Source organism: Halobacillus aidingensis (assembly GCF_900104185.1).
In the GTDB taxonomy this organism is placed as follows: Bacteria; Bacillota; Bacilli; order Bacillales; family Halobacillaceae; genus Halobacillus; species Halobacillus aidingensis.
In genome coordinates this window covers 1-12,252 of sequence record NZ_FNIZ01000041.1, presented here as the reverse complement: position 1 = coordinate 12,252, position 12,252 = coordinate 1, and the positions used below count along the sequence as shown (strand labels likewise).

14 protein-coding genes are annotated in these 12,252 nt (G+C 45.5%); 1 reads left to right on the top strand and 13 read right to left on the bottom strand.

Annotated features, from left to right (window positions below; genetic code table 11):
* The coding region (locus BLS23_RS21935) for a hypothetical protein (RefSeq protein WP_208599198.1) at positions 1-210 on the top strand (210 nt) is incomplete at its 5' end.
* A 55-nt stretch (positions 211-265) separates the two neighbouring features.
* Here BLS23_RS21935 and wecB read toward each other — a convergent pair.
* From wecB to BLS23_RS21070, 13 genes are all read right to left on the bottom strand, one after another.
* On the bottom strand, positions 266-1,414 hold the full coding sequence (gene wecB, locus BLS23_RS21135; RefSeq protein WP_089654986.1) for a non-hydrolyzing UDP-N-acetylglucosamine 2-epimerase: 1,149 nt from the start codon (positions 1,412-1,414) through the stop codon (positions 266-268).
* A 30-nt stretch (positions 1,415-1,444) separates the two neighbouring features.
* Positions 1,445-2,077 (bottom strand): uracil phosphoribosyltransferase, encoded by a 633-nt coding sequence (upp, locus tag BLS23_RS21130; RefSeq protein WP_089654985.1) that lies wholly within the window; start codon positions 2,075-2,077, stop codon positions 1,445-1,447.
* A 700-nt stretch (positions 2,078-2,777) separates the two neighbouring features.
* Positions 2,778-4,034, bottom strand: a complete 1,257-nt coding sequence (locus tag BLS23_RS21125; protein ID WP_089654984.1) for a serine hydroxymethyltransferase — start codon at positions 4,032-4,034, stop codon at positions 2,778-2,780.
* Between the two features lie 23 nt (positions 4,035-4,057).
* Entirely contained in the window at positions 4,058-4,621 is a 564-nt protein-coding gene (locus tag BLS23_RS21120) for a TIGR01440 family protein (protein WP_089654987.1), read from the bottom strand.
* A gap of 156 nt (positions 4,622-4,777) precedes the next feature.
* Complete coding sequence (rpiB, locus tag BLS23_RS21115) at positions 4,778-5,218, bottom strand: ribose 5-phosphate isomerase B (protein ID WP_089654983.1); 441 nt, start codon at positions 5,216-5,218, stop codon at positions 4,778-4,780.
* Positions 5,219-5,931: 713 nt separating this feature from the next.
* Positions 5,932-6,540, bottom strand: a complete 609-nt coding sequence (locus BLS23_RS21105) for a low molecular weight protein arginine phosphatase (protein WP_089654981.1) — start codon at positions 6,538-6,540, stop codon at positions 5,932-5,934.
* A 71-nt stretch (positions 6,541-6,611) separates the two neighbouring features.
* Positions 6,612-7,139 carry a manganese efflux pump MntP gene (locus BLS23_RS21100; RefSeq protein ID WP_309545144.1) on the bottom strand — a complete coding sequence of 176 codons (528 nt, stop codon included), beginning with the start codon at positions 7,137-7,139 and terminating at the stop codon, positions 6,612-6,614.
* 69 nt (positions 7,140-7,208) lie between these two features.
* A complete protein-coding gene (locus tag BLS23_RS21095) occupies positions 7,209-8,249 on the bottom strand; it encodes an L-threonylcarbamoyladenylate synthase (protein ID WP_089654979.1) in 1,041 nt (346 codons plus the stop codon).
* 223 nt (positions 8,250-8,472) lie between these two features.
* Positions 8,473-8,784 (bottom strand): hypothetical protein, encoded by a 312-nt coding sequence (locus tag BLS23_RS21090; RefSeq protein ID WP_089654978.1) that lies wholly within the window; start codon positions 8,782-8,784, stop codon positions 8,473-8,475.
* A 54-nt stretch (positions 8,785-8,838) separates the two neighbouring features.
* Positions 8,839-9,435, bottom strand: coding sequence for a stage II sporulation protein R (spoIIR, locus tag BLS23_RS21085; protein ID WP_089654977.1), 597 nt, complete (start codon positions 9,433-9,435; stop codon positions 8,839-8,841).
* 84 nt (positions 9,436-9,519) lie between these two features.
* Entirely contained in the window at positions 9,520-10,383 is an 864-nt protein-coding gene (gene prmC, locus BLS23_RS21080) for a peptide chain release factor N(5)-glutamine methyltransferase (RefSeq protein WP_089654976.1), read from the bottom strand.
* 1 nt (position 10,384) lies between these two features.
* Positions 10,385-11,455 carry a peptide chain release factor 1 gene (prfA, locus tag BLS23_RS21075; protein ID WP_089654975.1) on the bottom strand — a complete coding sequence of 357 codons (1,071 nt, stop codon included), beginning with the start codon at positions 11,453-11,455 and terminating at the stop codon, positions 10,385-10,387.
* 224 nt (positions 11,456-11,679) lie between these two features.
* A complete protein-coding gene (locus BLS23_RS21070) occupies positions 11,680-12,081 on the bottom strand; it encodes an LptM family lipoprotein (protein WP_089654974.1) in 402 nt (133 codons plus the stop codon).
* Positions 12,082-12,252: the final 171 nt, after the last annotated feature.

Here is a 12,252-nt window from a genome sequence, read left to right as displayed (position 1 = left end):
GAATGGGGTGGTTGGGAAGCTGCGAGACTCCCGCGGGAATGGATTGGCTGGCGAGACCCCGCAGAGCGAAGCTCGAGGAGGCTTGCCGTCATCCCCGCAGGAAAGCGAGTAGCTTCCCAACCACCCCTGACGCACAACCCAGGCAACGAACCCCGGAACATCTCGAAACTGAGTTTTCAACTAAAGGGAGATATTATGGAAGAAGGTTAGTTTTATGATAAAGCAAAAGGACGGGGTCTGGGTGACCTCGTCCTTTTTGTGATTCTTATTCAATTTTGAATGGCGCTGGTTTGTCTTCGCGATGTTTGAAGAAGTAACGAATCGCCTCTGCAATGCGGGCAGAAGCTTGTCCGTCTCCATACGGGTTGGAGGCTTTGGCCATCGCTTCATGTTTTTGGTCATCAGATAACAATTCATGAGCCAGATGGAAGATATGATCTTCTTCCGTTCCTGCAAGCTTCAATGTACCTGCCTCAATTCCCTCCGGACGTTCTGTCGTGTCACGAAGGACGAGGACAGGGACACCCAAGGAAGGAGCTTCTTCTTGGACGCCGCCTGAATCGGTCAAAATGAGATGGGCTCTTGATGCGAAATTGTGGAAATCGATGACATCAAGAGGCTCGATCAGCTTGATTCGATCGTCATTTCCTAAGATTTCGTCGGCTGTCTCCTTGACCACCGGATTTAAGTGAACCGGATAGACGACCTGAATATCATCATGTTCCTGTACAAGGCGCTTGATGGCGCGGAACATTTGCTTCATGTTGTTTCCAAGGTTTTCACGGCGGTGGGCCGTCATGAGGACAAGACGTTTATCTCCTACTTCCTCGAGCACCTCGGAGGCGTAGTCTTCCGCTACCGTTGTTTGTAAAGCATCAATGGCTGTATTCCCGGTTACAAAAATGTTGTCCTCCGACTTATTTTCAGCAAGAAGGTTATCTCTTGATTTATTCGTCGGTGCAAAATGAAGGTCTGCCATGACACCTGTTAACTGACGGTTCATTTCTTCAGGGAACGGGGAGTACTTGTTCCATGTCCGCAGTCCTGCTTCCACATGGCCCACAGGAATCTGGTTGTAGTAGGCAGCCAGAGAAGCGGCGAATGTTGTCGTCGTATCCCCATGGACAAGAACTACATCCGGTTTCGTTTCTTTCATCACTTCATCTAAACCTTCCAAAGCACGAGTGGTTACCTGAGCAAGTGACTGGCGGGCTTTCATGATATCAAGATCAAAATCAGGTTCGATATCAAAAATATTCAACACTTGGTCCAGCATTTCTCTGTGCTGAGCGGTTACAGCAACAATTGGTTCAAACTGTTCCGTACGTTTTTTTAATTCAAGAACGAGCGGTGCCATTTTTATAGCTTCCGGTCTTGTCCCAAATATCGTCATTACTTTAATTCTTTCTGTCATGAGTGCTCCTCCTTTAATGAGGAAGTGGTTTTATTTAGTTCCGTACAAACGGTCTCCTGCATCTCCTAAACCTGGTACGATATATCCTTTTTCGTTCAATTTCTCATCAAGAGCGGCAAGATAGATGTCCACATCAGGATGTTCTTCCTGCACAGCTTCTACACCTTCCGGGGCAGCTACTAGACACATCAAACGAATTTGTCGTGCTCCACGTTTCTTCAAGGAGTGGATTGCTTCATTGGCTGATCCGCCTGTCGCAAGCATCGGATCGATGACAATCAGTTCACGTTCTTCGATATCACTTGGAAGCTTCACATAATATTCGACGGGCTGCAATGTTTCTGGATCACGATAAAGTCCCACGTGTCCGATTTTTGCAGCTGGAATCAATTGGATAATTCCATCCACCATACCAAGCCCAGCTCTTAGAATAGGAACAAGTCCGATCTTTTTCCCTGTCAGTACTTTTGCCTTCGCATCCTCTACGACTGGTGTATCGATCGACACTTCTTCTAGTGGAAGGTCTCGGGTGATTTCAAAGGCCATAAGCGCTGCTACTTCATCTACTAATTCACGGAAGTCTTTCGTCCCTGTCTCTTTTTTACGTATGTACGTCAACTTATGTTGAATCAATGGGTGATCCAGTACATAAACGTTTGCCATTGCCATTCACTCCTTCTGAAAATTTACATCCTTTAAATTGTACAGAAAAAGAACCCTCTCCGCAACCTATGATCGTATTACGAATTATTACAGAAATACTCCCTTTTCTTGAAGACTCAGTTTCGAGATGTTTGTTGGAGTTTAGGGGCTCCGGGAAACAGTTCGCTTTCCATGGGGCGGGCGGTGAGCCTCCTCAGGCTACGCCTTCCGGGGTCTCACCTGTCCCACACGTCCCATAGGAGTCTCAACGTTTCCCTCCGCCCCTTTGCCATATAAGTTTCTCGAAACCACATCCAGAATATACAGCTTTTTACCCCAGTTAAAACAGAAGAAAAACTAACTCCCACGTTGGCTATTTTGGGGGAGTAAAAATTGCTATAGAGCGTTTTATGCATATAATACCAGGATAGTGGAAGACAGTCTCCCCCGGTGTAGTGGTTCGTTACCCGCATACGTTGCATGGGGTGGTTGGGAAGCTGCGAGACTCCCGTGGGAGAAGGAGATAGGCGAGATCCCGCAGGACGTAGTCCGAGGAAGCTCGGCGCTCCCCCACAGGAAAGCGAGTAGCTTCCCATCCACCCTTGACACTCAACATGATAACGAACCCCTAAACATCTCGAAATCAAGTCTTACACTATCCTGCCAGATTCTTTAATAAGAGCCACTAGATTGATCTAGTGGCTCTTGGTGGTTCCATTCATTAAATGGAAGAAAAGTTGAGTGTCTGATATAACGGGAAGCGGGACGTTAATTCACGTACGCGTTTTTCCGCTTCTTTCATTTTCGCTTCATCCTCGTGATGGTCTAGAGTGAACGCGATCAGATCTGCAATTTCTTCCATTTCCGCTTCCTTAAAGCCACGGCTTGTAACCGCCGCTGTACCGATACGGATACCGCTTGTGACAAACGGGCTTTCAGGATCAAACGGGATGGCATTTTTGTTTGTCGTAATACCGATTTCGTCTAAAGCTTTTTCGACAACTTTGCCGGTCAAGCCTTTGCTGCGTAAGTCAAGTAAGAGTAAGTGGTTGTCTGTGCCATCAGAAACGAGGTCTACCCCTTTTTCAACAAGGGATTCACCCAGTTGCTTCGCATTGGCGATGATTTGACGGGAATATTCTTTGAACTCCGGCTGCAAAGCTTCCTTAAAGGAAACGGCTTTTGCTGCAATGATATGCATCAAAGGTCCGCCTTGCATGCCTGGGAACACAGTTTTGTCAATCTTCTTAGCGAAAGATTCTTCACAAAGAATCATTCCACCACGAGGGCCGCGTAATGTTTTATGGGTCGTTGTTGTAACGAAATGAGCGTGTGGTACAGGGTTCGGATGTAGACCTGTAGCGACTAGCCCTGCGATATGTGCCATGTCGACCATGAGGTAAGCTCCAACCTCATCAGCGATTTCACGGAATTTAGCAAAATCGATTTCTCTCGGGTACGCGCTTGCACCTGCTACGATCAATTTAGGTTGCACTTCTTTGGCCTTCTGAAGTACTGCCTCATAATCAATCGTTTCATCCTTTTCGTCCACACCGTACTCTTCAAAATTGTACAACTTACCGCTAAAGTTAACGGGGCTGCCATGGGTCAAGTGACCGCCATGATTCAAATTCATACCGAGGACTGTATCTCCATGGTCAAGCACGGTGAAATATACGGCCATATTTGCTTGTGCACCAGAGTGTGGCTGAACATTTGCATGATCGGCGCCAAACAGTTCTTTCGCGCGGTCGCGAGCTAAGTTTTCAACAACGTCTACGTGTTCACAACCGCCATAGTAACGACGGCCCGGATAGCCTTCCGCATATTTATTCGTAAGCACAGAACCCATCGTTTCCATAACCGCTTCTGAAACGAAGTTTTCTGAAGCAATCAATTCAATATTATCCTGTTGGCGTTGTCTTTCATCTTGGACGGCTGCAAAAATTTCTGCATCTGCTGATTTTACATGATTCATGGTCTAGCTTCCCCTTTCCATTCCTAATGATCACAAGAACCTGCTTCTTCTTGACTTACATAAACCGCACGTGCCCCACCAATGAGAGGAGGTCGGGTTTTCGCTGCCGTAATGTGGGCGTGGCCGATGTTTTTCTGAGCTATTCGAAGTGGAACGGCTACACGCTTCAAATGCATCCCGATAAGTGTGTCACCGATATCAAGTCCACCTTTGGCTTCTATCTGCTCCACAAGCACTGGATCTTTCATATGCTTATAAGCGAAGGAGGCCATCGAACCGCCCGCTGTCGGAACAGGAATAGCAGAAACTTCTGTCAAACGGTGCTCTTCCATCACTGAACGGTCGACCACTAATGAACGATTCAAATGTTCACAACACTGGAAAGCGAGATAAACGCCGGAGCGCTCCGAAAGGTTTTGCAGTTCACTGAAAACCACTTCAGCAATGGCTTCACTTCCTGAAGTACCGATTCTTTCCCCTGCAATCTCACTTGTCGAACAACCAATGACAAATACACCCGGTTGAAGGCTGCCTGTTTCCATTAGCTGATCTACAACAGAACGGACATCGGTTTGAACCTTCTTCACATCCGTCACTTTTCTACCTCCTCTATGTGTCAGCACAAATAGGGGAAATCTCCCTATAAGCGGTTTGTTTTACAAAAAAAGGAGAAGCGTCAGGCTCCTCCTTCAATTGTCAGCATCAGCTATTAAAAAGCTTCAGCTTTTCTATATCCCATTGTATTACTTATTTTCATATTCGGCAATCTTACTTACACGTCTTTCGTGACGGCCTGCTTCAAAGTCTGTAGACACCCATGTTCTCGCAATTTCACGGGCTAGACCTGGTCCGATGACGCGCTCGCCCATACATAAGACGTTCGAGTCGTTATGTTCACGAGTGACTTTAGCCGTGAAAAGGTCATGCACCAATGCGGCACGAATTCCCTTCACTTTATTAGCGGAGATCGACATACCGATTCCCGTTCCACAGATGAGGATCGCTTTATCAAATTCTCCGTTTGCTACACGTTCCGCTGCAGGGATTGCGTAGTCTGGATAGTCGACGGAACTTTCACAATCACACCCGATGTCTTCGAATTTTACTTCAAGTTCATTCAAAACGTCTGCTACTTCTTTACGTAAATTCACTCCGCCATGGTCGGAGGCAAGGATCACTTTCATCTATAGACACTCCCGTCTTCTAATATCAACCTTATCGTGACAGTTTCCCTCCCCCATGTCAATCCTCTCCATCCCACTCTTTCCATCTACCAGCCCCTCTTTTTTATTAAAGTATTTGGCAGGATTGTGTAAGACTCAGTTTCGAGACTTTTGTAGGAGTCTAGGGGCTCCGGGAAAAGGTTCGCTTTCCGTGGGCGAGTGATGAGCCTCCTCGAGCTAACGCTCTGCGGGGTCTCATCTACCACGCACTTCCCACAGGAGTCTCACCGTTTCCCTCCGCCCCTTTGCCATATGAGGTACTCGAAATCCCTCTTATAGTACCCTGCCTAAAATTGTTTTTAATCCTGCTTAAACCGTGTCGATATAGGATTCTTAACCATAAAATCCCCTGTTGGTGGAAGGTTAGTTTCGAGAATATTTTACGGCAAGGGGCGGAGGGGGATGGCGAGACTCCTGCGGGAAAAAAGTGCATGGTGAGACCCCGCAGAGCGAAGCTCGAGGAGGCTCATCGCGCTCCCGCGGAAAGCGAGGCATCCCCCGCAGCCCCGAATCTCTAACACAAAAGCCTCGAAACTGAGTCTTCCACAATCGGGAGCTTTTCTGGAAGAGGAGGATATAAAAAATCCCAGAGGGGTCTCTGGGATTTTTGTATATGTATAATTGCAGTTATAAAAACGTAGGACGACGAGGATGTTACGCTTGGGGAAACCGGTTTATTCCTCGTCGCGAAGTTTTTCTACGAGACGTTCAATGTAGTGGTCCAGCTCGTCACGGGTATTCCGATAGATGGAGATATTCCCGCCGAAAGGGTCTATGATATTCAAATCTGGCAGTTCTTTCTCCCGCTGGTCAATTTCTTTTATTTCTTCTTCAAGTTCATCGAACAACTTCTGTTCCAGTTCCTGCTCATCGACCTTACCTTTAAATTCATTCAAGATGGATAAACGCTTTTCTTCAAAGGCTGCATAAAGGTTCTTTAAATGTTTCCATTGATTTTCATCAATGAGCACGTATTCTTTGAGCGTGTAGTATTTTTCTTGATGGTCCGGGTATTGGAGTGCGAGGGTTTGTTTATGTCGATCTGTCATGGTGAGAACAAGGTCTGCCCATTCCAGAAGATCTGAATCGATAGGCCTTGTTTGATGGTTCAGATTTAAATCGATTTCCCGAAGAACGAGTTCTGAATTCTTAGCCAAAGGCTCGCCTTTTCCCGCAAAAATTCCCGCGGATTGAACATTTCCTTCTTCCAATTTCGATTTTAGCAATGCTTCAGCCATTGGACTTCGGCATGTATTTCCAGTACAGACAAATAATATATTCATAACCAATCTTCCCCTCATCGATAGTCCATTTTCTCTATAGTACCATAGGTACAATTCAGACGGAAAACCTGTTAAAAAATGGCATTCAACCCTAAGGCACACAAAATACTTCCTCCAAGAAGTTCACTGTATGTTCCAAGCAAACCTCCTGCTCGACGGCCAATAATGAAGCCTGTCCATGTCAAAACCATACTGAATACACCGAAGGAAAGGACAGATATAAACATTTCCGCTTCCCTTAAGCCTAAACTGAATCCAACTGGAAAGCTGTCGATGCTTACGCTTAATGCGAATAACCACAGTCCGATGCCCGTCATTCGGTATGAAACCGAATGCTTCTCAGTAAACGAAGCAAAGACCGCATAAGCTCCTAAGCCGAACAACATGACTCCTCCCGACAATTCAGCCCATTCTGCCGCACTATCAGAAAGCCATTTTCCAAGTAGGATTCCTAATCCTGGCATGAACATATGAAAAACCCCGATGACAATCCCAGTGAAAAATGCGTGCCTTAACCTTACTGCTTGCAACCCCATCCCTAAAGAAACAGAGAATGCGTCGAGACCTAAAGCAATCGATAACAAGATTAATGATGTCATGTGCTCCAACTGAAAGTTCCCCTCCCCGGACATGCTATATCATCGTATGCATGGGAGGAGGGTCGTATGTCAGTAGGTCTGGATTCTTTTTACAGCGGCTTTATTTAATCGATTCATAATAGCCGCTCCTACACCTGTTTCAGAAAAAGTTTCACATAAAATCAGGTCCACATCAGACTTTTTGAATTCCCTTAAGGCTCCATAAAGTTTTTCTGCTACTTGATCAAGTTGAAACCTTGAACCACAGCGTATAAGGGGGTGATGGTTGAGTTTTTCTGCTAATTCATCACTTGCAATCACTCCAACTCTATTTCCATCTTCCTTCAATTGTTCAAGTTGATCGGAAAAGAAATCATCATTGCCATCCACCAGCCAAAGCGGTGATTCCGGCGCATAGTGCGTATACTTCATCCCCGGTGATTTAGGCTTCTGTTTTTCATCAGCCAGAGCAGGATCCATCATGACTTGCGGGAGAATTTTTTCTAAATCTTCCTTCGTTACCCCGCCCGGCCTTAAGATGATAGGAATTTCAGTCGTGCAGTCCACGACGGTCGATTCCACTCCCACCCCTGTTGGACCTCCGTCCAGGATACCGGCAATTTTACCATCCAAATCTTGATAGACGTGATCGGCCGTTGTCGGGCTTGGTCGGCCTGATCGATTTGCGCTTGGAGCAGCTAATGGTTTTCCTGTTTTACGAAGCAAGGAAAGGGCAAGGGGATGATCTGGCATTCGAATTCCAAGGGTGGATAATCCCGCCGTCACATTTTCAGCGGCTGTCCCATTACTCTTAAGAACAATAGTTAACGGTCCAGGCCAAAATTCGTCCATCAGTTTCCGTGCGACAGGGGAAATCTCTGAAACTAATTGACTCACTTGATCCTCATCCGCCACATGAACAATTAAAGGATTATCTGCTGGTCGACCTTTAGCTTCAAAAATCCGCTGTACTGCCTCTTCTTCCGTTGCATCCGCACCTAAACCGTAGACTGTTTCCGTCGGAAAAGCGACCACCTGCTTTTCCTTTAGAAGTGCTGAAGCTTCTTGAACTTGAGCATCCAAATCTCTTGGATTTTTCCTTTGTTTCCACCATTTCGTTTCCATACTCATCGTACGTACCCCTTTATTCCGTATCTGCTGTCATTGTCTATTATGATTAATTCTACAAAATATCGCAAATTTAGACATTATTCACAAGATGTCCTCAAGTTATCCACAATATTACCCACATATCCAAAGAATCCGTTAGTAATTTTGAGGTTGAAATTTTTTCATTCACAAGTTATTAACAAATAATAGCCTTTTTGTGAATAACTAAGCAACTTATGCACAATTAACTGTGGTTAACTTCATATATCCACAATCTTTTTTCGACATCCATTTTCTTGAACTGTTGGTGTTGGAGAAGAAAATCGAGTGTGTCGGAATGGCTTTCCACATGCAGTTCTCTTAACCCTACTTTTTCCACATAGGTCTGAATCACTTCGAATACCTCTAAGATCCTACCGGGAGAAATATGATCTTTCACTTGAAGCTGTTCAAGCTTGCCTGCTCCCCTGGATAATTGGATCAGCCGGAAAGATCCAATCGGCTGACCGGCTTTTTTCAACTGATACAGCTCATCTTCTACTTGTTCGATATACATAATAGAATCCACACCCCTTTGTTCTACTCTATGAAAAGGGTTGTGGATTCTATGCTAGGAAAAGATGCTTTCCCATATTTTTACGACAAAGAACTGTACTTCTTCTTCCTCTTCTTCCTCTACTTCTTCTTCTGTCACTTCTTCTGCTTCGGCTACACTCGTACCATTTGAAAAGTCAAGGAAACATAGAGGCGGGAACAACACACACCACCAGTTATCGCCTTTCCCTTCTCCCAATGTGATAAGGATTGCTTCATATTCTCCGGCCGGATAGACGAAGGAACCATATAACTTCGTTGGAAATTGGACAGTGGAATCGTAGTCGACGGTATAATCCTGTTGGATCCCTTCTTTCTCAAGGGTTTGCCCTACAATTTCCTGGAGCTCTGGTAAACGACTTTGAATCAATTCCCGGGCTGCTTCGATGGAAGTTAATTCGGCTACCCATTCGGTAATTTCAGCATTGACCTCATCTCTCACCATACGTTTGACTGTCTGGTCCTTCTCATCATTACTATCCGCTAGTATGCGAAGACGGATGGCTTCATCCGGAATCACTCGAAATTCAGGTTGCGCATTGGATTGTTGTCCCCATGGGAGGACTGCAACAATAATAGATAAAGATAATAATAAGAGCCAACTGTTTTTCATTTTCTTTTCCTCCCTGTCCCTCTACTAGTCGCTAGTATGGACAGGGAGCTTAGACTTTAAACCATAAATCTATCAATCTTTCATTTATAAACTGGAAAAGGCAAAGACCATGCGATCCTTCCCGTTTATATCTTGTCGTACCTCTGAAAGAAATTCCGGCAGCAGCTCATGGATGAGTGCAGATACCGCTCCCCCTTGCTGATGACCGATTTCAAAAGCGATGCATTTCGGCTTTTGTTTCATATGAGAGATTTGGGTAAGGATGGTTTTATAAGCAGCCAACCCTTCTCCCTCAGCAAATAGAGCCATCGCTGGATCGAAATCCACCACGGTATCATCCATTTTTTCTTTTTCTGAAAAAGCAATATACGGTGGATTGGAAACGATAATGTCGAACGGCTCCTCAAGCAGCGATTCCAGAAAGTTCCCATGATAAAATTGAACATCAGCGCCATGCTGCGAGGCATTCGTTTCAGCTATTCGAAGTGCTTCTTTTGACAGATCCACACCTGTTACATCACTGCCCGGAAGTTCGGTCGCAAGCGTAACCGCAATGACACCACTTCCAGTGCCAAGGTCGACAATCCTAGGAGCTTTCAAGTTTTTATCACGTACATAATCCATAACGCCAAGGACCAGCTCTTCAGTCTCAGGCCTTGGAATCAAAACGTTCTCATTGACTTGAAATTCCCGTCCATAAAAGTGACCGACTCTTGTAAGATGCTGGACAGGAACGCCTGTGTCCGCATGCTGTCTGACAGCTTGCACGAAATCTTTTTCCACGTCAGCAGGGAGAGCTTCATCGTCAAAAGCTAGAAGTTGGGACGGGGTCCAATTCAAAAAATGTTCCAGTAATAATTCAGCTACCCTCGGTTCCCGTTGATGTTGTTGTAAAAAAAGAGAAGCCCAGCGGCGGGCTTCCCGAATCGACGTAAAAGTAGGCTGCATACTATTCACCAATCTGCTCCATTTTTTTCGTTTGCTCTTCGATCAATAGAGCATCAATGATTTCATCCATATTTCCCTGGAGAATCTGATCAAGCTTTTGTAACGTCAAACCGATTCGGTGATCCGTCACACGTGTTTGCGGAAAGTTATACGTACGGATTCGCTCGGAGCGGTCCCCTGTACCTACAGCAGACTTACGGTTTTCATCGTATTCTGCCTGTGCTTCCTGTTGAAACTTATCGTAAACACGGGCACGAAGAACTTTCATTGCCTTCTCTTTGTTCTTGATTTGAGATTTCTCGTCCTGACAAGATACAACAGTTCCCGTCGGTTCGTGCGTCAAACGTACAGCGGACATGGTCGTGTTGACACTCTGTCCTCCCGGTCCACTTGATGCGAAGGTATCGACTCGAATATCTTTATCATGCAGCTCCACTTCGACTTCTTCCGCTTCAGGCATGACCACGACAGTCGCGGTAGAAGTATGAATGCGTCCCCCTGATTCCGTTTCAGGTACACGCTGGACGCGGTGAGCGCCGTTTTCGAACTTCAGCTTGGAATAAGCCATGTTTCCCGACACCATAAAGATGATTTCTTTATAACCTCCGACGTCGCTTGCATTCGCTTCAATGACTTCCGTTTTCCACCCCTGCGTCTCTGCATAGCGCGCGTACATACGGTAAAGATCACCTGCAAATAGAGCAGCTTCATCTCCACCCGCTGCCCCGCGCACTTCCATGATGACGTTCTTATCATCGTTCGGGTCTTTAGGAAGCATGAGGACCTTCAAGCGTTCTTCAAGGTCTTGTTTGCGTGTGGAAAGTTCATGAATTTCTTCTTTGACCATTTCCACCATATCCGCATCCATTTTGTCGTCAAGCATCGCTTTTGCATCATCCAGCTGCTCTGTCACTTCTTTATACTCACGATAAGCAGTCACGGTTTCCTGCAGTCCAGATTGTTCTTTGGAATACTCACGCAGTTTATTCGTATCAGAAATAATTTCAGGATCACTAAGTAATTCGTTCAACTTTTCATAACGATCTTCTAATGTTTGTAAACGTTCGATCAATGGTATGCACCTCTTTCTCCATAACATTCTAATTATATTATAGAGAGGTCATGGTTACAACCGCTCAACCTATTCCTTAAAAAAGATGGCCTCACGGAAATTGTTTCGTCTCTACAGTCTTCCATAGAGTCAGAAAAGGGAAACAACTTTCTCAAGCCATCGTAGGCCGGAGTTTAGTTGTCCCCCTCCTCTTAAGGAATGGACTTATTGTTGTTGCCAAAAGGTTATTTAACCTTTACATGAATATCATATCGGGGGACTGCTTGATAAACGGCTTCTCGGATTTGGCTTTCCCAGTCGGCTTTTTCTTCGTTGGAAAGCTTCTCATCCCCTTCCAAATGTGCCGTTACCCACACCTGGTTTGCTTCAAGCGTGACCCTTTTCACTTCCACTCCAGGAAGTTGCTCGGCAGCTTTTTCAATATTTTCCCGATCTTGTTTAAGGCCCCACGTATCTCCGACCTTATTCACGGAGCGTGGACTCTCCTGTCCTCGAGTCACTTCATTATTGTAGCCCATGTTCTCTACATCATCACGACTTGTCATACCTTGGTATTTTTCTCCCTGCAACCCGCAAGCACTCAACAAAAATACAGCCATTCCCGCCATTAATAAAAATCGTCTCATCTCTTGCACCTCTTCTCTTTTTACGGTTATTGTCTCCGAAACCACTCCACTTATGCTCCATTAGTTATTCAACATAATGGCAGGATTGTGGAAGACTCAGTTTAGAGACTTTTGTTGAGTGGATGGGGGCTGCGGGGAATGAGTCGCTTTCCGTGGGAGCGCGGTGAGCCT

Coding starts and splice junctions, on each gene's coding strand:
- BLS23_RS21105 (WP_089654981.1), bottom strand. CDS start 6,540: ATGAATATATTATTTGTCTGTACTGGAAATACATGCCGAAGTCCAATG.
- BLS23_RS21100 (WP_309545144.1), bottom strand. CDS start 7,139: ATGACATCATTAATCTTGTTATCGATTGCTTTAGGTCTCGACGCATTC.
- spoIIR (WP_089654977.1), bottom strand. CDS start 9,435: ATGAAAAACAGTTGGCTCTTATTATTATCTTTATCTATTATTGTTGCA.
- upp (WP_089654985.1), bottom strand. CDS start 2,077: ATGGCAAACGTTTATGTACTGGATCACCCATTGATTCAACATAAGTTG.
- BLS23_RS21090 (WP_089654978.1), bottom strand. CDS start 8,784: ATGTATATCGAACAAGTAGAAGATGAGCTGTATCAGTTGAAAAAAGCC.
- prmC (WP_089654976.1), bottom strand. CDS start 10,383: ATGCAGCCTACTTTTACGTCGATTCGGGAAGCCCGCCGCTGGGCTTCT.
- BLS23_RS21125 (WP_089654984.1), bottom strand. CDS start 4,034: ATGAATCATGTAAAATCAGCAGATGCAGAAATTTTTGCAGCCGTCCAA.
- wecB (WP_089654986.1), bottom strand. CDS start 1,414: ATGACAGAAAGAATTAAAGTAATGACGATATTTGGGACAAGACCGGAA.
- rpiB (WP_089654983.1), bottom strand. CDS start 5,218: ATGAAAGTGATCCTTGCCTCCGACCATGGCGGAGTGAATTTACGTAAA.
- BLS23_RS21070 (WP_089654974.1), bottom strand. CDS start 12,081: ATGAGACGATTTTTATTAATGGCGGGAATGGCTGTATTTTTGTTGAGT.
- BLS23_RS21095 (WP_089654979.1), bottom strand. CDS start 8,249: ATGAGTATGGAAACGAAATGGTGGAAACAAAGGAAAAATCCAAGAGAT.